The sequence below is a fragment of the Labrenzia sp. THAF187b genome, assembly GCF_009363375.1.
GTDB lineage: Bacteria > Pseudomonadota > Alphaproteobacteria > Rhizobiales > Stappiaceae > Roseibium > Roseibium algicola.
In genome coordinates this window covers 4,732,137-4,750,956 of the sequence record NZ_CP045344.1, presented here as the reverse complement: position 1 = coordinate 4,750,956, position 18,820 = coordinate 4,732,137, and the positions used below count along the sequence as shown (strand labels likewise).

Below are 18,820 nucleotides of genomic sequence, written 5' to 3'. Positions count from 1 at the left end.
CTGCAAGCCTTGATCGCAAGGCCTTTGTTTTCATGACGCTCGATACACCGACACTGTTTACCTGCATTATGATTGCCGAGTTTGCCGGTAGCGTCATTCTGTTCCTTTTTTACATGTTCTGGCCCGGGCGGAGCGTTGCCTGTTCGAGGAGCCTGGCCCTGTGGTCTGCAGGAATGTTTCTGGCGGCTTGCGGGACGGTTCTGCTTGCATTTCGCGGAACAATTCCGGACCTTTTCAGTATCGTTGCCGCTAATTTCCTGGTCATTCTCGGGACCGGTCTGAGGCGAAGCGGTTTCGCCGTGTTCCTGGGCCGCAGCGGTCATGTCTGGGTGTTCGCAACGATAGCATTCGCCTGGCTCGTTCTATGCCAGTTTCCCGAATTTCAGGACAACTTCCTCACCCGGGTGAATTATGTTCAGTCGGTGCTGATCCTGAGTGGTCTCTGGGTCGTGTGGATGGCGTTCTTCGAAAATCGGGAGAAACTCTATTCAGCACGTATGCTTGGCATGACAACGCTGGTCGAAACCGCGGGGTTCATGTGGTTTACCTTTCACCAGAACATACTGCTGTTCCCGTCCTTCCAGTCGACGTTCACTGAAGGGTTTATGAGCACCTACCTGATCACCGTCCTGTTTTCGATCATCATGACGATTGTCCTGCCGGCTTCCATGGTCATCGAGCGATCCTTGCACGGTTTCAGGGAGCAGGCTCTTCAGGACGACCTGACAGCTCTGCCGAACCGAAGGGCGTTTCTCAATGATGCCGAGGACTGGATCGCTTCGAACTCCTCCCCAAAGGGAATTTACAGCCTCATCCTGTTTGACATGGACCAGTTCAAATCGGTGAACGAGCGTTTCGGTCAGGCGATGGGAGATGCGCTCCTGCAGCTTTTCGCGCGCATCTTGAAGGATACACTGGTCGAAAACGCCATTTCAGGGCGTGTGGGCGGTGCGGGATTCGCGGTGTTCCTGCCGGAGGGCAACAAGGAACTCGCCCATTTGACTGCCCAGAGAATCTGCAGGCGTTTCGGGCTGGAATGTCAGGAAGCGTCTGGCGGCCGGCTGATGGTGACCGCGAGCGTCGGTCTGGTCAGTGCCAGCGTTTCGACACCGCTCGAGCGTGCGATGGAAGCTGCCGAAGGTGGCCTGCACAGGGCAAAGAAACAGGGCCGCGCACAAATCGTCACGATGGATCTTGCGCCCAATGGCCGGCTTATCAAGGACGCAAAAAGAACCGGTTTTTCCGTGCTTCGGAAAAAGGCGGCCTGATCTCCTACTCTCTTTGATTGTCGCGACACGCCCGGCACAGTGGAGTGAGGGATCTGGCTCCGGAAGGCGGTCCGCTTACTGCTCCCTTGCAATTCACTCCTCGCCAGATTTTTGCTCCTGCACACCACGATTTGTAGGACATTTAAGCCGTTAGTGGAGCTCGGGCAGCCGAGGACTACTGCCAAAGCAATCATGTTCTAAAAAACGCTACAAATTTAGTCGGCTAGCGACGCAAAGACGGGTGCGTATTTTTATCCGGACTGCTAAAAGAGCCCCGCTGCGCCGTCGCCGCGCCCGGCAAGGGAGCGCAGCTGATACTGTCAACTCGCAAGGATTCGCGTCATGGAGGAATTCCATAAGATCAAGCGGCTGCCGCCGTATGTGTTCGAACAGGTGAACCGTTTGAAGGCGAAGGCGCGCGCGGCGGGGGCGGACATTATCGATCTTGGCATGGGCAACCCTGACCTGCCGACACCGAAGCACATTGTCGACAAGCTGACCGAAGTCGTGCAGGACCCACGCACGCACCGCTATTCCGCATCCAAGGGCATCGGAGGCCTGCGCAAGGCACAAGCGGCTTATTACGGTCGCCGGTTTGGCGTCAAACTGGATCCCGACACCCAGGTGATCGCGACACTTGGCTCCAAGGAAGGCTTCGCCAACATGGCGCAGGCCATCTCCGCACCCGGGGACGTGATTCTGAGCCCCAATCCCAGCTATCCGATCCACACCTTCGGCTTCTTGATGGCCGGTGCCTCAATCCGCAATATTCCGGCGGAACCGGGTCCGGCGTTCTTCGATGCGCTTGAGCGCGCGGTGATCCATTCCGTGCCGAAGCCGATTGCAATCATTCTTTGCTACCCGGCGAACCCTACGTCCTATTGCGCGGATCTCGACTTCTACAAGGACGTGGTCGCATTCGCTCGCAAGCACAACATCTTCATCCTGTCTGACCTGGCTTACTCCGAAATCTATTTCGGCGCGACACCGCCGCCGTCGGTCCTGCAGGTGCCGGGTGCCATGGATGTCACCGTCGAATTCACGTCACTTTCGAAGACCTTCTCCATGCCGGGTTGGCGCATGGGCTTTGCTGTCGGCAACGAACGGCTGATTGCCGCGTTGTCGCGAGTGAAATCCTATCTCGATTACGGGGCCTTCACACCGATTCAGGTTGCAGCAACCGCGGCCCTGAACGGATCTGATGACTGCATCCGTGAAACCCGCGAAATCTACAAGAAGCGCCGCGATGTGGTGGTCGACAGTTTCGGCAGGGCCGGCTGGGATATTCCGGCACCGGAAGCCAGCATGTTCTGCTGGGCACCGATCCCCGAGAAGTTCCGGGCGCTCGGCAGTCTGGAATACTCCAAGCTGCTACTGGAAAAGGCGGAAGTGGCCGTCGCACCAGGTATCGGTTTCGGTGAACACGGAGACGAGTACGTCCGCATCGGACTGGTGGAAAACGAACAAAGACTGCGTCAGGCAGCCAGAAATATCCGCCGCTTCCTTGAAACTGCGGATCAAAAGCTGCACAACGTCATCCCGCTCGGGACCAAAGGTTGATAAGAACTGGACTCATTTCCGTATGGCAGACGCATTGAAGGTAGGCATCGCTGGCCTTGGCACCGTGGGGGCGGCCGTGGTGCAGCTCCTTTCAAAACACGGCGGACAGATTGCAACGAAAACCGGGCGAGCAGTGACCGTGACAGCGGTCAGTGCACGTGACCGGACCCGTGATCGGGGCATCGATGTCTCGGCATTCGAATGGTTCACCGATCCGGTGGAAATGGCCCGGACGGCAGATGTCGATATTTTTGTCGAACTGATCGGCGGCGACAACGGTCCCGCTGAGGAAAGCGTGCGTGCTGCTCTGGCGCGTGGCATTCACGTCGTGACAGCAAACAAGGCGCTGCTTGCGCGCCATGGTGTTGAGCTGGCAGTGCTGGCGGAGGCCAATGACGCCTGCCTCAACTACGAGGCAGCCGTTGCCGGAGGTATTCCGATCGTCAAGACGCTGCGCGAATCCATGGCCAGCAACGACATCAGCCGCATCTACGGTATCCTGAACGGCACCTGCAATTACATCCTGACCCGGATGGAGGCAGAAGGCATAAGCTTTCAGGATTGTCTGTCTGATGCACAGCGCCTCGGCTATGCGGAGGCGGATCCGACCTTCGACATCGAAGGCAATGACACCGCCCACAAGCTTGCCATTCTCACCAGTCTTGCCTTCGGCACGGAAATCTCGAGCGACGACATCTACGTCGAGGGCATCACTTCGATCACGACCGCCGATATTCAGGCTGCGGACGAACTCGGTTTCCGCATCAAGCTGCTGGGCGTCGCCCAACGCACTGATACGGGCATCGAGCAACGTGTTCATCCGACCATGGTGCCGAAGTCGTCGGCGATCGCGCGGATCGACGGCGTGCTGAATGCTGTGGCTGTCGACGGTGACTTCGTTGGTGAAATCGTGCTCGTAGGCCCGGGTGCCGGCGGCAATGCTACCGCGTCTTCCGTCGTGGCCGATCTCGCTGATATTGCCAGGGGCGACGAAACGCCTGTTCTTGGCATGCCCGCTGCAGAGCTTAACAGCTATCAACGTGCCCGCATGCGGCTTCATGAAGGCGGATATTACATCCGCCTGTCCGTATTCGATCGGCCGGGTGCTTTCGCCGAAATCGCCAGATGCATGGGCGATGCCGGCATTTCACTGGAATCGATTGTCCAGAAACGTCATGCAAATAAGGACGTTCCTGTGAAATTTGATGCGGACCTGCCTCAACCTGTCATCCTCATCACGTATGAAACGACTGAAGTGGCAATCAAAGAGGCGTTGGACGTGATCATGTCCAAGGGGGTAGTTTCCGAGCAGCCTCAGATGATCCGCATTGAAAAACTGAACTGACGAGTGAGTGCCCGCCGAGGCGTCCTGCGGAGGGAGAGACTGGAGATGTTGATGTCCAATACTGATAAACAACCGTCGAGCGGCCTGGACCGTATTCTGACGCTCGAGCTGGCCCGCGTCAGTGAAAGAGCGGCTGTGTCGGCAGCGCGGTTGCGCGGTCACGGCGACGAAATGGCCGCAGACCAGGCGGCAGTGGACGCAATGCGGCGCGAACTGAACCGCCTGCCTATCGACGGTACCGTGGTTATCGGTGAGGGCGAGCGCGACGAAGCTCCGATGCTCTACATCGGTGAAAACGTCGGCACGAAGCAGGGGCCGAAAGTCGACATCGCTCTCGACCCGCTGGAAGGCACGACTATCTGCGCCAAGAACCTGCCGAACTCCCTGGCGGTTATCGCACTGGCGCCGGCGGGCGACCTTCTGAACGCTCCGGACAGCTATATGGACAAGATTGCCATCGGGCCGGGTTACAAGGCCGGATTGATCGATCTGGACGCGCCGATTGCCGAAAATATTGCTGCAGTTGCCAAGGAAAAAGGCGTCAAGGTCAGTGAAGTCACGGCCTGCGTGCTCGACCGTCCGCGCCACGCCCGCCTGATTGAAGAAATCCGGGCGACCGGTGCTGCAATCCGCCTGATCGGAGATGGTGACGTCGCCGGCGTCATTCACACGACCGATCCGGACGAAACCGGTATCGATATCTACGCAGGTATTGGCGGTGCCCCGGAAGGTGTGCTTGCAGCTGCCGCTCTTCGTTGTATCGGTGGCCAGATGCAGTCTCGTCTCGTGATCACGCGCGACGAGCAGGTCGAGCGTGCGCATCGCATGGGCATCGAGGACATCAAGAAGAAGTACACGCTTGAAGAAATGGCCGGGCCGGACGTGCTTTTTGCCGCAACGGGCGTAACCGACGGCAACTTCCTGCAGGGCGTCCGCTTCGGCCGTCATCACATCACCACGCATACCGTTGTCATGCGGTCCTCCACTGGGACGGTGCGCTACATCAAGGCCCAGCACACGGATCTTGAGAAGTTTCATCTGGACTAAGCGCGGCTGAATGCTGGGACAATCCGGGGAAAACGACAGGCGGCTCGTACTTGGGGTCGCCCGTTCCGCAAACGACAACGCCTGGCGCGAGCGCCTGAGTGGCGCTGACCTGCGAACCGCGATGGCGATTTCGCAGGTTCACGGTCTGCCGGACGTGCTGGCGCGTGTCATGGCTGCGCGCGGTGTTCAGGCAGACGAGGCAACCGGCTTCCTGGAACCGTCACTCAAGCTGCTGATGCCCGATCCTTCCGGTCTGGTCGATATGGACGCCGCCGTGGCAAGGGTCGCGGATGCGGTCCAGGCCGGTCGAAAGATTGCGATCTTCGGCGACTATGATGTCGACGGGGCGACATCCTCGGCGATTTTCGCCAAATACCTGCAGTGGCTCGGCCTTGACCCTGTGATCCATATTCCGGATCGGATCATCGAAGGATACGGGCCGAACGGTCCAGCCATCGAACATCTTCGCCATGGCGGGGCTGATCTGCTGGTGACGCTCGACTGCGGCAGCACGTCGTTTGAAGCTTTTGAAACTGCCCGGCAACTCGATCTCGACGTCGTGGTCATCGATCACCACCAGGTTGGCGAAACGCTTCCGGCGGTTGAGGCGCTCGTCAACCCGAACCGGCAGGATGATCTGTCGGGGCAGGGGCATCTGGCGGCTGTCGGCGTCACGTTCCTGTTTCTTGTCGGCCTGAACCGCGAGTTGCGACGCCGCGGGGTTTTCCAGGGCAGGCAGGAGCCGGATCTCATGGCGCTGCTCGATCTGGTGGCGCTCGGTACGGTGTGTGACGTTGTGCCCTTGCAGGGCCTGAACAGGGCCTATGTGACACGTGGCCTTGCGGTGATGCACCAACGCCGCAATTACGGGCTGACTGCGCTTGCGGACACAGCGCGCGTGAGCGGAAAGCCGGCGCCTTATCATCTTGGTTTCTTGATAGGCCCGCGGATCAACGCGGGCGGCCGGATTGGCGACGCTGCATTGGGCGCGCGCCTTCTGACGACGGAAGACCCGCACGAAGCGCGGGCGATCGCCGAACGGCTGGACCAGCTCAATACCGAACGTCAGGCCATGGAAGCAGTGATGCTGGAACAGGCCGGCGCAGAAGCCGCAATGGCGATCCAGGCACGTGATCCGGCGGTTCTCCTGACCGGTTCCGATGATTGGCACCCCGGGATTGTTGGACTGATTGCCTCTCGGCTCAAGGAAGCTCACCGCAGGCCTTCCTTTGCGGTCGCCTTTGATGAAACCGGCAAGGGGACTGGTTCAGGGCGCTCCATACCCGGTGTTGACCTTGGCAAGGCCGTTCGCAGAGCGGTTGACGAAGGTTTGCTCGAAAAGGGTGGTGGGCACGCCATGGCGGCAGGGCTTACGGTTCTGCGGGAGAAGACCGCCGACCTGGAGGCGTTTTTCAACGATGTGCTGAAGGACGACGTCGAGGCGGCAAGTGCGAACCGGGAACTGAAGATTGATGCCGCGCTGACGGCAACGGGCGCAAATCTCGATCTTCTGGAGTTGCTGGAAAAGGCGGGGCCCTATGGTGCAGGTCATGCTGAACCGGTGTTTGCCTTTCCCGCCCACCGGATTTCCTTCGCCGATGTGGTCGGTAAGGGACATGTCCGGGCCTCGATTACTTCTGGTGACGGCACTGCGTTAAAGGCAATCTGCTTCAAGGCGGACGACAAACCGCACGGTCAGATGCTTTTGCAGGGCCGGGGACAGTCGCTGCATGTGGCAGGTACGCTGTCAATCGACACCTGGCAGGGGACACCCAAGGTGCAACTGCGCATCCTCGATGTCGCGGATCCGCAGAAAACCCGCCTTTGATGCGGCGCAGGTAAACGTGAATTAACCAAACGCTAAGTCTCCGGGCATAAGGTTTGAACCCACGAAGGAATCGTGAGGATCAGGCATGCGTGCTCAGAATGAGCTGTCGCCCTATTTCGAAGAAATAGACAGGCGTACAGACCGGGCCCTGAAAGGGATTCGGGAAGTCAGACGTTCAGCAAAACTCACCGCCCTGCCGCAAGAGCCGAAAGCAGCCCTTGTCGGAACAGGATTTCTGATGGTCCTGGTAGCATTTCTCGGACTGTTCATCGACTGAACCTTCTGGAAATACCGGACGAGCCACGTTCCGGTGAACGAAAGGCAGACAAGGGCTTGAAACGCTCTGCGTGCTACCTTTAAGTCTTGCGTCTTAGTTTATCGAGACGTCGGGCACCATGACAGATTATCCCATTGCACTTTGGTCCTTTAACCTGAGCCGCGCTCCAGCTTCGGTGGCAGCTTTTGCTGCACAGATCGAAGAAGGAATGCAGCGCGCCGCGGGAGAGGGCGCAAAGCTCCTGATGCTTCCTGAATACCTTGTGGAATGCTGCCTGGCGTTCAAACCCGAAGGCCTGCCGCCTGAACAGGAAATGGCGTTCCTGGCGGACGTGGGCACCGACTTGCTCGCGATACTTGCTCCGCTACCTGCCAGGTATGGCGTGTCGCTGTTGGCTGGATCGATGCCTGTTCAAGCGCCTGCGGGTTTCACCAACACAGCCGTTCTACTGACAGCCGACGGGCGCGAGATCCGTCAGGACAAATTGTGCCTCACACCGTTCGAGCAGGATCCGGAAATCTGGCATCTGGTGCCTGGAGCTGATCTGAAGACGTTCGAGCTCGACGGATTGAAGATGGCGATCCTGATCTGTCTGGATGTCGAAATGCCGGCGCTCAGCAGCCTGCTGGCGAAGCTGGATCTCGATCTTCTGCTAGTGCCTTCAATGACGGAAAAACTCTCCGGCTATCACCGTGTCTTCGGCTGTGCCAAGGCACGTGCGGTTGAGCTCATGTGCGCGGTCGCCGTTTGCGGTCTTGTCGGCACATCAAAGGGCACGACGCAGAACGACACCAACGTTTCCGGGGCAGCGCTGTATCTGCCGTGTGAAGAGGAATTCGGTTTTACAGGTGTTGCCGCAGAGGTAGCCGCGACCTCCGGAAGCAACGGGGAAGAACCGTTCCTTGTCGTTTCGGTCCCCCTCAACGAACTTCGCGACCTGAAGTCCGGCAAGGCGGAAGTTTGGCCGGGAGCCTGGACAGCCGATCACGTTTCCGTTTCGGCGGCCTGAAGCGGACTTGTAATATTTGTAATAAAAATGTGCGCGCACCGAGTGCACTTTTCTCTAGACGTCCCTAAGGGAACTCCCTATACACCTGCTGTTCCAGAACAACAGGTGTGGAGATGGGATTCGCTAAGGCACTGACAGCGCGGGATGCATCGTGGCTGCACGGAATTGCAGGTTTGTTTGTCAAACCGCTCCGTCTGCAGATCGCGGCTCTTTGCGTGCGTCCGGGCGAGGCGGAGCCTGAAATTCTCCTGGTCTCGACCCGCGAGACCGGCCGCTTGATCTTGCCGAAAGGCTGGCCTGAAAAGGACAAGCCCGCATTTGAAACGGCGTTGATCGAAGCCTATGAGGAAGCGGGAATTGTCGGCACGGCCGACCCGCGGGCCATTGGCAGCTTCCGGTCCTACAAGGGCCTTGCGGACGGATTGAAGATCCGCACCAAGGTGATTGTCTTCAAGATCCGTTTTGAAAAACAGTTGAAAGACTTTCCTGAACTCGGGCAACGCAAAAGGGTCTGGCTGCCCTTCTCGAAGGCAATCGAGGCCGCCGAAGAGCCGGCGTTGAGACGGTTTTTGCGGCAGCACAAATCGCAAATTTGCTAGACATTTCCTGAGGGATAGCGAGGCGTGTTCGGGTGCTCACCAACAAGGACCTGAAAAAGAAGGCTCTGGACAAGGATCTCGACAAGATCAGCTTTGTCAGTGAGGCGGCGGAGGCTATGGGCCGGCGTCTTGTCGGACCGGGTCTTGCCCTGGTGTTCCTGGTGATCTGCGCCTGCGTTGCCGCATTCCAGGTGTCTTCCAGCGGTTTCTCCAACATGCTCATCCTTGTGGCCGCCAGTGCAATTGGCGGCTACATGGCGCTCAATATCGGCGCCAACGACGTTGCCAACAATGTCGGTCCCGCCGTGGGCGCGCGTGTCGTCAGCCTCACCGGCGCCTTGCTGATTGCGGCCGTCTGCGAAAGCGCGGGCGCATTGCTTGCCGGAGCGGATGTCGTCTCGACCGTTTCCGGAGATATCTTGAGCCCCAGCGATGTCCGAAACAGTTCGGAATTCATGCTGGCAATGCTGACGGCCATGGCAGCTTCAGCTTTGTGGATCAATTTCGCGACTGTGATCGGCGCACCTGTTTCGACCACCCATTCGATCATTGGCGGTGTTGTCGGCGCCGGGATCGCGGCAAGCGGCTTTGCAGCCATCAACTGGACAACCATTTCGACAATCGCGGCTTCCTGGGTTCTGTCTCCGGTGCTCGGCGGTCTCGTCGGGGCCGGGATCATGGCCTTTATCAATTCAAGGGTCGTCTATACGCCGGACCGGCTGAAAGCTGCCAGATATTGGTTGCCGATACTGCTGGGCCTCATGGGGGCGACCTTCACCGGCTACATTCTGCTGAAAACCTCAGACCGGCTCATCTCTGTTCCTGAATGGCTCGCGATCGCGCTGTCGCTCACCGTAGGCTTCGTTGTCTGGCAGATCTATTGCCGGGTAATCCACGCCCAAACGCTCACGCTGGAAAACAGTGCGCGCGCCTTGCGCAACCTGTTTGCAGTACCGCTCATGGTCGCGGCAGGTTTGCTGTCATTTGCCCATGGTGCCAACGACGTTGCAAACGCCATCGGGCCGCTGGCAGCCATCGTTCTCAGCCAATCGAATGATTTTCCGGATCTCGTGTTTTGGTATCTGGGGGCGCTCAATCCCGAAGTGCCGATCTGGGTGAGTGCAGTCGGCGCATGCGGGATCTCCGCCGGCCTTCTGCTGTTCGGCAGACGCCTTGTCACCGTTGTCGGCAAGAAGATCACCAAACTTAGTCCCGTACGTGCCTTTTGCATTACCCTGGCAACCGCCGCGACCGTGCTGACGGCTTCTGGTGCCGGGCTGCCGGTATCGTCCACCCATATCGCGGTTGGTGCGCTGTTCGGCGTGGGTTTTTATCGGGAATGGTATCGCAACAAGTATGTTGCGGAAGGCGGGGTCATGAAACCGCGCAAGATGATGAAAAACAGGGAAGAGCGTCGCAGACGCCTCCTTGTGCGTCGATCCAGCCTGATCACCATCATCGCAGCCTGGGTTGTCACTGTTCCCGCTTCTGCCTTGCTGGCCGCCGGCCTTTTCACGGTGCTCAAGCTCGTCCTCTCATGAGAACTATGTTCTGCCCTAATAAGTTCGACGGATAACAAGCAGCACACAGTGCGCATTTTCTGGACAAACCTGAGTTCCGGCCTTATCTTCTGAGCGTCACCAACATTTTGGAAAGGGCACCATGGCGCAGCTTTATTCAGCAATCGACACCCGGACTTCCTGGTTTCAGAACCTGCTTCTGTTGTTCCGGCGCCCTTCGAGATTGCAGATCGCAGCGTTGTGCCATCGTTTGCGCGATGGGGAGCGGGAAGTCCTGCTTGTGACGACCAAATCCACGCATCGCTGGATTCTGCCCAAAGGCTGGCCGGTCATGTCGTTGAAAGCACACCACACTGCGGCGGTGGAGGCTTTCGAAGAGGCGGGCGTTATCGGAAATGCGCAGAAGAAACCCTTTGCCAGCTTTCAGTCACACAAAGGCGGCGAAGGCGGCTTGCAGCTCAGGACGGAAGTTCTTGTGTTCCTGGTCGACGTAGAGAGCACGACAAGTAGCTTTCCCGACAAGGACGAGCGCGATGTCCGGTGGCTTCCGATACAGGAAGCGATGCGGCTTGCCGGCGATCCGGGCCTCGTGAAGGTGCTTCGCAAACTGGAAAATTTACCCAACTAAGAAATTTTGGCCAATGAGGGCCGTTTTGGTTGACCTTTTCGGACGATTGTTTAAGGCAGGCGCCAGATGACGCTTGGCTTGCAAGACTTGCCTTCAAAGGACTTCCCGACTGGAACGCCCATGCCGAATTTGAAAAAGCCGACCCTCGACAAGGATCTCGACAAGCTGAGCTACATGGAAGAGGCTGCTGGGTCTCTTGGACGTGGCTTGATCGCGCCGGGTATCGCGCTGGTCTTTATCGTCTTGTGCGCCCTTGGCGCCGGTGCCTCCATGTCAGGAGCACCGGGAACGGTCATCATCGTCGCTGCGGCAGCCATCGGCGCCTATATGGCACTCAACATCGGCGCCAACGATGTTGCCAACAATGTTGGCCCCGCCGTCGGTTCGCGGGCCATGACGCTGCTGACGGCGCTGATCATTGCGGCCGTCTTCGAAAGTGCAGGGGCCCTGATCGCAGGTGGGGACGTCGTCAGCACCATCTCCAAGGGCATCATTGATCCCGCTTCGGTAGCCGATGCCAATGTCTTCATGGCAGCTATGATGGCGGCTCTGGTGTCCTCCGCACTCTGGATCAACCTTGCCACCTGGATCGGTGCGCCGGTCTCGACAACGCATTCCATTGTTGGCGGCGTTATGGGAGCCGGTATTGCGGCGGCGGGCTTCAGCGCGGTCAACTGGGCGACAATGGGTGGTATCGCAGCAAGCTGGGTCATTTCGCCTTTTCTCGGCGGTCTGGTTGCTGCAGGTTTCCTGGCCTTCATCAAGACCTTCATCATCTATCAGGACGATAAAATCGCCGCGGCCCGCAAATGGGTTCCTGTTCTGATCGGTGTCATGTCGGGAACCTTTGCCAGCTACCTGGCACTCAAGGGCCTGAAGAAGATCGTGCATATCGACATGCCGATGTCATTGTTGCTTGGGGTAGTTGTCGGGCTTGCCGTCTGGGCGATCGTGCGACCGCTGATCAGGCGTCAGTCTGAAGGGCTGGAAAACCGTAACCAGTCTCTCCGCATCCTGTTTTCTGTGCCACTTGTCTGCTCGGCGGCTCTGCTGTCCTTCGCCCACGGAGCCAACGACGTTGCAAATGCTGTCGGCCCACTTGCCGCCATCGTTCACACGGCGGAACTCGGAGACGTCGCCGCAAAGGTGAGCATTCCGCTCTGGGTCATGGCTGTCGGTGCTTTCGGCATTTCCTTCGGCCTATTGTTGTTCGGGCCGCGCCTGATCGAAATGGTCGGCCAACAGATTACCAAGCTCAATCCGATGCGGGCCTACTGCGTTTCGCTGTCAGCTGCCATCACGGTGATTGTTGCCTCGGGTTTCGGACTGCCCGTGAGTTCCACGCACATCGCTGTGGGAGCTGTCTTCGGTGTTGGGTTCTTCCGGGAGTGGTATACGGAACGCTCAAAGCGCCGCCTGGATTTCGTGAACCAGAAACAAGGTAATGGCAACGTGGTACGACCTGTCCGCAATCGCGAGGAGCAGGCACGCCGTCACTTGGTGCGCCGGGCGCATTTCATGACCATCGTCGCCGCCTGGGTCGTCACTGTTCCGGCTGCTGCCGTCCTGTCCGCCGGGCTTTACTTCGTCATGGTCAAGCTGATTGCCTGATAAAGGCGATTTCTAGCCGGGTAGATGTCCGGCCGGCTCCAGGGTGAGATTGGCCCAGACCGGCAGATGGTCCGAAGCAACGCGTGCCGTCTTCGATTTATGGACGCCAGCCTGCCTGACGACGAATTCCGGGCTGGTTATGATCCGGTCCAGGCTGCCGACGGGAAGGGGACTGGGAAAGCTCCGTCCCGGCGTCGTCACCTCATAGCGTTCTTCAAACAGCTTGATGCTGCCCGCCGTGTCTCGCCACTCGTTCAGGTCACCGATCAGCACTGTCGGCAGGTAATCAAGATGCTCATGCAGCTGATGCATCAGCGAAGTTATCTGTTTCTTGCGAAAGTGACCGATCAGGCTCAGGTGCATGGCTGCCACGCGGATTTTTTCACCGGCAACTTCAAGGTCGACAGCAACCGCACCACGTGGTTCCAGCGTCGGCAGATCTAACCGGCGATGGTCGAGAATGCCGATCGAGTTTCGAACAAGAATAGCGTTGCCGTGCCAGCCCAGGCTCTTGTCGCCCGTCGCGAACGGCACGGGACGGTAATCCGTTTCCTGAAGAATCGTGTCTCTGTCGAGGGTGCTTTCCCGTGGTCCGAAGCGCTTGTCTGCTTCCTGCAAGGCCAGGATGTCGCAATCCAGTTCCTGGATTACCTTGAGCGTCCGGTCAGGCCGCCTGCGCGCATCGACGCCTATTGATTTTTGTATGTTGTAAGAACCGATTTTCAGCATGCGCGCAGAGTGAAGGGCTCACGTTAAAAGTTGCAAGGGGAATAGGTTGATTTGGTCGCCTTTGCGACCAATTTAGGCAGCCTTGGTCTGCTCCATGCGCTCAGTCGCCCGTTTGAGCGCAGCAAGGCATTTTGCATCCAGGGCTGTGCCGGCTTCGCTTTCCATGATGCCGAGTGCCTTGGGCAACGGCATCGGTCCACGATAAGGCCGTTCCGCGGTCAATGCGTCGAAAATATCCGCCGTCGTGACGATGCGCGTTTCCATCGAAATCCCGCTTGTGGTCAGCCCGTCCGGATATCCGCGGCCGTCCAGTTTTTCATGATGCCCTCTCGCGATCGGCGACAGGTCCTTGAACGTATCGATCCTGGAGAGGATCTCGTCGGAGTAAACGGGATGCATGCGGATTTGTTCCCACTCCGTGTCATCGAGCTTTCCGGGCTTGTCGAGGACAGAGTTGCTGACGCCGAGTTTGCCGATGTCGTGCAGGAGAGCTGCCCGTCTCAGCAGCTGCCTGTCACGCATTCCGTAACCCAACTCTTCTGCGATCATGTCGGTGTAAAGCGTTACGCGCTCGCTGTGTCCGGCGGTGTAGGGACTTTTGGAATCGATCACCAACGCAAAGCCGTGGGCTATGTCGTCGAGCTGCTCCTCATCTGCAAAACGAATGTTCTGCGCGGGCTCAAGGCCGTAGACGATCTTGTCGAGGTTTTCCGATTTCAAGGTGTTCCAGAACTGGGGATTACTTGCGACGGTTTCTGCTGCAGCCACCAAGGCGGGGTCGAACCAGCTGCCAGCCCGTTCCTTCAATTCCTGCAAGGTTCCCTGTACGCCTGCATTGATCTGAAAGACATCCATGACCTGTGCCAGCAAGGCGATCTGGGAAAATACCGGGATGGTGGAACCTGCGATGCCGTGCGGCCGTCCTTTGCCGTCCCAATGCTCATCCAGACTGTAAATTCCGGATACGACAGTTTCCGAGAAATGCATCTGGCGGGCAATATCGCCGCCGCGTGTGCAGCGTGTTTCGATCATCTCGTTGGCAATGTCGCCGCCATTTTGAAGAATGTTGACGATGGCGCGCACACGTTCTGCAAAGCCGTGTTTCAACCCGGTGTGGGAAAGCACGAAGCGCAGGGCCGCAGGCAGGCTGTCGCTGATCGTCTTGAAGTCGTGTTTGAAGGTCAGGTCGTCGGTGAGATAAAGCTCGCAGATCCTCGCTGCATTGCTTGAACAGCCAAGGTCCTTCAAAAGCAGCGTGTAATAGAGATCGCTGAGTTGCGCTTCTGTCAGCCCGACTTGCCGTCCGATATGAATGCCGATCCAGCAACAGCGAACGCAGTGCCCGCGCGGCTGGCCTTCAGTGATGTCCAATGCGTGGCTGAGTGCGCCGAGCAGCTCCGCCAGCCGGAGTTTTCTGGAAACCTGTTCGGACATAAAAGCGAGCCTCGCGCAACGATGTGTTCCGCAAGGCTCGCAAAGCTTCGTTAAAATCAGGTGTTTTCACCGACCCTGGTCAGGCTGCTTCCAGCTCTGTTGCCGATTGGACAAGCAGACCTGCCACGTAGTCCATGAAGGAAACCCAGGCTTCCACCACAAATGTGTCCGCACCTGTCCGCCAGATCATCACTGGCGACTTGTGAAACAGGGTCCTTGTCACAGTGCCGACCGGAAAGACCTCAAGCGAGAAATCGATGAAGACACCGGTGTTGAGCAACCAGGCAGCCTTGTCGCCACTGACGATGATCGCTTCCGATCGGTCAGAGATATCAACCAGGGCGTGAGGATGCGTTGAGAGCTTATCCTCGATGCCGTCGAACACCGCCCTGAGGTCTTCTTCAGGTGCTAGCAATGTCCACTCGTCCGGCCCCATCCAGAGCGCTGCCCGCTTGGCGGAAGTGGAGTTCGACAAGGGAGAAAGCGGCAGTGAGGCACCAAATGCCGTGCCGGCTTCCTTTTGCGCAGCTTCACGGCAACGCAGGGAAAGACGCGTCATGGGCGCGGCTTTCAGGATGGAGACCGACGGTAGGCTCAGAAGCGGTGTTTCGCCCGCGTCCGGCGTGATCAGATCGCTTGCCAGAAGTTCAGACATTGATCCGTGCTCCTTCCTTGTCATAGAACACCGTGCTCGTCACCTCGACCGGAATGCTTCCGGTCGGCATCGGCACATAGAGCGTTTTGCCTTCCAGTGCGTGGCCGTTCTTCACGATCGCGAGGGCAATCGTACGGTCGAGCGCCGGACTGTAGTAGGACGAGGTGACATGACCTTCCGCAGGTGTGCCGGTGGCGGGATTCTCGGCAGTCGTGATCTGGGCACCTTCTTCCAGCTTCACTTTCGGGTCCTTCGTCAGAAGGCCCACGAATTGCTTCCGACCTTCTGCAACAAGGTCAGTACGGGCCAGGCCACGCTTGCCGACGAAGTCGAACTTGTTCTTGCCGATCGCCCAGCTCATGCCGGCATCCTGCGGGGTAACGGTACCGTCCGTGTCCTGACCGACGATGATGTAACCCTTCTCGGCGCGCAGAACGTGCATGGATTCCGTTCCGTAAACGGTACCGTTGTGCTTCTCGATTTCCTTGGCGAGCGTTTCCCACATCATCTTGCCATGACGGCGGGGAACGTTGATTTCGAAGCCGAGTTCACCGGTGAAGGAAATCCGGAAAAGCCGGCAGGGAACGCCGCAGAAGGTCGCTTCCTTGACGCTCATGTGCGGGAAGGCATCGGCGGAAAGATCGACACCTTCGATAAACGGCGCAATCACCTCCCGAGCCTTCGGTCCCTGAACCGCGGCGACCGCAAACTGTTCGGTGGTCGACGTGATCCAGACATCGAGGTCCGGCCATTCTGTTTGCAGGTAGTCTTCCATGGTCGCAAACACACTCGGCGCGCCGCCGGTCGTGGTGGTTACATGGAAACGGTCTTCCGCAAGGCGTCCGATAACACCGTCGTCGGTGATGAAACCGGCGTCGTTGAGCAGCAGGCCATAGCGGCAGCGGCCGGGCGCCAGCTTCTTCCACGGGTTGGTGTACATCCGCTCCAGGAATTCGGCCGCATCCGGTCCGACAATTTCGATCTTGCCGAGTGTGGATGCATCGAACAGGCCGACACTTTCGCGGACGGTCTTGCATTCGCGAGCAACCGCCGCATGCATGTCTTCACCGTTCTTCGGGAAGTACCATGTGCGCTTCCACTGGCCAACGTCCTCATAGACGCCGCCGTTCTCCACCACCCAGTCATGGGACGGCGTCTTGCGAACCGGGTCGAAGAAGTCGCCACGCGATACACCGGCAAAGAGACCGAATGTCGTTGGAGTGTAGGGCTGGCGGAATGTGGTGAGCCCGACATCCGTTACCGGCTTCTGCAAGGCCCCTGACGCGATCTCCAGGGCGTTCATGTTCGAAAGACGACCCTGGTCGGTGGCCATGCCGGTGGTGGTGTAGCGCTTGATATGCTCGATGGACTGCATACCTTCGCGCACGGCCAGCTTGACGTCCTTGGCGGTAACGTCGTTCTGATAATCGACGAATGCCTTGACCCGTGATGCGTTCCGATCGTGGGGCAGGGCACCGAGGATGCCGCCTGATCCGGCTTCTCCACCTGTTGCCGTGACGTAGGTCACCTTTGCGGACTTGCCGGTTGCAGCCCTGGCTGCTTCTTCACCGGCCGCATAGCCGTCGTGAAGCGTTGCCTGCAGGCCGTATAGGCCTTTGGAACCGCCTGCCGAACGTTCCTTCTGAACGGAAATACCGGGAACATAAGCACCCTTGTCCGCGTCCCAGACGACCTTGCCGCGAGACTGGGAATACAGGCTGACGGTCGGCGTCCAGCCGCCTGACATCAAAAGCGCATCGCACGCGATCTGGCCACCGGAGGCAACCTGTCCCGATGTCATCATCCGGCCGAGCAAGGCGCCTTTGACACGCTTGCGTCCGAGGGTTCCTGTTACAACGCATCCTGCCTCGACACGAATGCCCCTGGCTTCAGCGATTGCAACCAGGCTTTCAGGTGGTGTTTCGCGCATGTCCACGATGGCGGCTACGTCGACACCATGGTCTGCAAGGTCGAATGCCGCCTGCCACGCACTGTCGCAGGCCGTCGCCACCAGAACCTTGTGGCCGACTTTGACGCCATAGCGGTTGAGGTAGGTTCTTCCGGCTTCCGCAAGCAGAATGCCCGGTCTGTCGTTTTCCGGAAACACCATCGGACGTTCGATCGCACCGGCTGCAATCACGACTTCCTTGGCGCGCACCTGCCACAGTCGTTCACGCGGCAGTTTGGGATCCGGGTTGGGCAAATGTTCGGTGACGCGCTCTGCCAGCGAAATGAAGTTATGCGCAAAATAACCGAAGGCCGTTGTGCGCGGCAGGAGTGTGACATTGTCCATCGCGGCAAGCTTGGCGATGGTTTCCGAAACGAACTCCGCAGGGTCCTTTCCGTCGATGCTTGCGCTGACTTCAGAAAGCAGCGAACCACCGAATTCAGCCTGCTCGTCGACCAACATTACCTTGGCACCGGTCTCTGCCGCAGCCAGAGCCGCTGCAAGTCCGGTAGGCCCGGAGCCGACGACAAGAACGTCGCAGTGGGCGTAGATGTTGCCGTAGAAGTCGTGATCCGGGTTTTTCGGCGGTTTGCCGAGGCCGGCTGCCGAACGGATGATCGGCTCGTAGACCTTGTCCCAGAAGGCATGCGGCCACATGAAGGTCTTGTAGTAGAACCCGGCCGGAAACAGCGGCGAAAGCAGATCGTTCACGGCGCCGACGTCAAACCCGAGCGAGGGAAAACGGTTCTGTGAAACGGCTTCAAGGCCCTGATAGAGCTCAACCTGTGTAGCGCGCAGGTTCGGTGTCTGATCGCCGTTGCGGTAAACCCCGACCAGCGCGTTCGGTTCTTCCGAACCGGCAGTCAGAATGCCGCGCGGACGGTGATATTTGAACGAACGGCCAACCAGGTGAACACCATTGGCAAGCAGCGCAGAGGCAAGGGTATCGCCCTTGTGGCCTTGCATTTCCTCGCCGTCAAAGGTGAAGGTGAGTTGCTCAGCGCGGTCGATCCGGCCGCCTTTTTCAGTACGGAATGGCTGGCTCATTTGCCGGCCTCCTTGGCAATCGCTTCAAGATCCGGTTTCGGTTCGCCGGTCTTGTAGATTTTCAGGAACTTGTCGCTGACGGTATCGCGGACAGCATTGAAGAACCGTCCGCAGCCGTGGATATGGCGCCAGCGCTCGGCGGCTACACCCTTGGTATTGTCGCGCATGTACAAAAACTCCACCCAGTCCTCGTCCGTGGCCTGGCTCGGATCGGCCGGTCGCGCGATATGGGCTTCACCGCGGCAGGCAAATTCCGTTTCTGCACGCTCGACCTGGCAGTAGGGGCAATAAACCAGCAGCATTCTTGTGATCTCC

16 protein-coding genes are annotated in these 18,820 nt (G+C 58.6%); 11 read left to right on the top strand and 5 right to left on the bottom strand.

Translation table 11 applies throughout. The annotated features are described in order from the left end of the window. Positions 1 to 32: 32 nt before the first annotated feature. The 11 genes from FIV03_RS21875 to FIV03_RS21825 all read left to right on the top strand — a co-directional run bounded on the left by FIV03_RS21875 (position 33) and on the right by FIV03_RS21825 (position 12,692). Positions 33 to 1,268 carry a GGDEF domain-containing protein gene (locus FIV03_RS21875; protein WP_062488910.1) on the top strand — a complete coding sequence of 412 codons (1,236 nt, stop codon included), beginning with the start codon at positions 33 to 35 and terminating at the stop codon, positions 1,266 to 1,268. Positions 1,269 to 1,610: 342 nt separating this feature from the next. Continuing rightward, positions 1,611 to 2,828, top strand: coding sequence for an LL-diaminopimelate aminotransferase (locus FIV03_RS21870; RefSeq protein WP_022999411.1), 1,218 nt, complete (start codon positions 1,611 to 1,613; stop codon positions 2,826 to 2,828). A gap of 22 nt (positions 2,829 to 2,850) precedes the next feature. After that, positions 2,851 to 4,173, top strand: a complete 1,323-nt coding sequence (locus FIV03_RS21865) for a homoserine dehydrogenase (protein ID WP_022999410.1) — start codon at positions 2,851 to 2,853, stop codon at positions 4,171 to 4,173. Positions 4,174 to 4,224: 51 nt separating this feature from the next. Then, complete coding sequence (glpX, locus tag FIV03_RS21860) at positions 4,225 to 5,220, top strand: class II fructose-bisphosphatase (protein WP_022999409.1); 996 nt, start codon at positions 4,225 to 4,227, stop codon at positions 5,218 to 5,220. Between the two features lie 10 nt (positions 5,221 to 5,230). Further along, the gene (recJ, locus tag FIV03_RS21855) at positions 5,231 to 7,048 is read left to right on the top strand and encodes a single-stranded-DNA-specific exonuclease RecJ (RefSeq protein ID WP_152510958.1); all 1,818 of its coding nucleotides are present in this window, start codon (positions 5,231 to 5,233) and stop codon (positions 7,046 to 7,048) included. An 85-nt stretch (positions 7,049 to 7,133) separates the two neighbouring features. Next, a complete protein-coding gene (locus FIV03_RS21850; RefSeq protein ID WP_022999407.1) occupies positions 7,134 to 7,325 on the top strand; it encodes a hypothetical protein in 192 nt (63 codons plus the stop codon). 118 nt (positions 7,326 to 7,443) lie between these two features. Then, on the top strand, positions 7,444 to 8,334 hold the full coding sequence (locus FIV03_RS21845; protein WP_152510957.1) for a nitrilase-related carbon-nitrogen hydrolase: 891 nt from the start codon (positions 7,444 to 7,446) through the stop codon (positions 8,332 to 8,334). Positions 8,335 to 8,447: 113 nt separating this feature from the next. Further along, positions 8,448 to 8,933, top strand: coding sequence for an NUDIX hydrolase (locus FIV03_RS21840; protein WP_022999405.1), 486 nt, complete (start codon positions 8,448 to 8,450; stop codon positions 8,931 to 8,933). Between the two features lie 32 nt (positions 8,934 to 8,965). Then, complete coding sequence (locus FIV03_RS21835) at positions 8,966 to 10,474, top strand: inorganic phosphate transporter (protein WP_286202219.1); 1,509 nt, start codon at positions 8,966 to 8,968, stop codon at positions 10,472 to 10,474. A gap of 121 nt (positions 10,475 to 10,595) precedes the next feature. Continuing rightward, the gene (locus FIV03_RS21830) at positions 10,596 to 11,081 is read left to right on the top strand and encodes an NUDIX hydrolase (RefSeq protein ID WP_152510956.1); all 486 of its coding nucleotides are present in this window, start codon (positions 10,596 to 10,598) and stop codon (positions 11,079 to 11,081) included. Positions 11,082 to 11,201: 120 nt separating this feature from the next. Then, the gene (locus tag FIV03_RS21825) at positions 11,202 to 12,692 is read left to right on the top strand and encodes an inorganic phosphate transporter (protein WP_055653956.1); all 1,491 of its coding nucleotides are present in this window, start codon (positions 11,202 to 11,204) and stop codon (positions 12,690 to 12,692) included. 12 nt (positions 12,693 to 12,704) lie between these two features. Here FIV03_RS21825 and FIV03_RS21820 read toward each other — a convergent pair whose 3' ends face one another. The 5 genes from FIV03_RS21820 to FIV03_RS21800 all read right to left on the bottom strand — a co-directional run bounded on the left by FIV03_RS21820 (position 12,705) and on the right by FIV03_RS21800 (position 18,807). Then, positions 12,705 to 13,421 (bottom strand): endonuclease/exonuclease/phosphatase family protein, encoded by a 717-nt coding sequence (locus FIV03_RS21820; RefSeq protein ID WP_055653958.1) that lies wholly within the window; start codon positions 13,419 to 13,421, stop codon positions 12,705 to 12,707. A gap of 72 nt (positions 13,422 to 13,493) precedes the next feature. Further along, the gene (locus FIV03_RS21815) at positions 13,494 to 14,855 is read right to left on the bottom strand and encodes an HD-GYP domain-containing protein (protein ID WP_152510955.1); all 1,362 of its coding nucleotides are present in this window, start codon (positions 14,853 to 14,855) and stop codon (positions 13,494 to 13,496) included. A gap of 79 nt (positions 14,856 to 14,934) precedes the next feature. Then, positions 14,935 to 15,510, bottom strand: a complete 576-nt coding sequence (locus FIV03_RS21810) for a sarcosine oxidase subunit gamma family protein (RefSeq protein WP_152506733.1) — start codon at positions 15,508 to 15,510, stop codon at positions 14,935 to 14,937. After that, positions 15,503 to 18,505 carry a sarcosine oxidase subunit alpha family protein gene (locus tag FIV03_RS21805; protein ID WP_152510954.1) on the bottom strand — a complete coding sequence of 1,001 codons (3,003 nt, stop codon included), beginning with the start codon at positions 18,503 to 18,505 and terminating at the stop codon, positions 15,503 to 15,505. The genes FIV03_RS21810 and FIV03_RS21805 overlap by 8 nt, the downstream gene beginning before the upstream one ends. Beyond that, entirely contained in the window at positions 18,502 to 18,807 is a 306-nt protein-coding gene (locus tag FIV03_RS21800; RefSeq protein WP_152510953.1) for a sarcosine oxidase subunit delta, read from the bottom strand. The genes FIV03_RS21805 and FIV03_RS21800 overlap by 4 nt, the downstream gene beginning before the upstream one ends. Between the last annotated feature and the right edge of the window lie 13 nt (positions 18,808 to 18,820).

Bases quoted from the DNA above. Each gene is read 5' to 3' on its own strand.
- FIV03_RS21875 (WP_062488910.1), top strand. From the start codon at position 33: ATGACGCTCGATACACCGACACTGTTTACCTGCATTATGATTGCCGAG.
- FIV03_RS21870 (WP_022999411.1), top strand. From the start codon at position 1,611: ATGGAGGAATTCCATAAGATCAAGCGGCTGCCGCCGTATGTGTTCGAA.
- FIV03_RS21865 (WP_022999410.1), top strand. From the start codon at position 2,851: ATGGCAGACGCATTGAAGGTAGGCATCGCTGGCCTTGGCACCGTGGGG.
- glpX (WP_022999409.1), top strand. From the start codon at position 4,225: ATGTCCAATACTGATAAACAACCGTCGAGCGGCCTGGACCGTATTCTG.
- recJ (WP_152510958.1), top strand. From the start codon at position 5,231: ATGCTGGGACAATCCGGGGAAAACGACAGGCGGCTCGTACTTGGGGTC.
- FIV03_RS21850 (WP_022999407.1), top strand. From the start codon at position 7,134: ATGCGTGCTCAGAATGAGCTGTCGCCCTATTTCGAAGAAATAGACAGG.
- FIV03_RS21845 (WP_152510957.1), top strand. From the start codon at position 7,444: ATGACAGATTATCCCATTGCACTTTGGTCCTTTAACCTGAGCCGCGCT.
- FIV03_RS21840 (WP_022999405.1), top strand. From the start codon at position 8,448: ATGGGATTCGCTAAGGCACTGACAGCGCGGGATGCATCGTGGCTGCAC.
- FIV03_RS21830 (WP_152510956.1), top strand. From the start codon at position 10,596: ATGGCGCAGCTTTATTCAGCAATCGACACCCGGACTTCCTGGTTTCAG.
- FIV03_RS21825 (WP_055653956.1), top strand. From the start codon at position 11,202: ATGCCGAATTTGAAAAAGCCGACCCTCGACAAGGATCTCGACAAGCTG.
- FIV03_RS21820 (WP_055653958.1), bottom strand. From the start codon at position 13,421: ATGCTGAAAATCGGTTCTTACAACATACAAAAATCAATAGGCGTCGAT.
- FIV03_RS21815 (WP_152510955.1), bottom strand. From the start codon at position 14,855: ATGTCCGAACAGGTTTCCAGAAAACTCCGGCTGGCGGAGCTGCTCGGC.
- FIV03_RS21810 (WP_152506733.1), bottom strand. From the start codon at position 15,510: ATGTCTGAACTTCTGGCAAGCGATCTGATCACGCCGGACGCGGGCGAA.
- FIV03_RS21805 (WP_152510954.1), bottom strand. From the start codon at position 18,505: ATGAGCCAGCCATTCCGTACTGAAAAAGGCGGCCGGATCGACCGCGCT.
- FIV03_RS21800 (WP_152510953.1), bottom strand. From the start codon at position 18,807: ATGCTGCTGGTTTATTGCCCCTACTGCCAGGTCGAGCGTGCAGAAACG.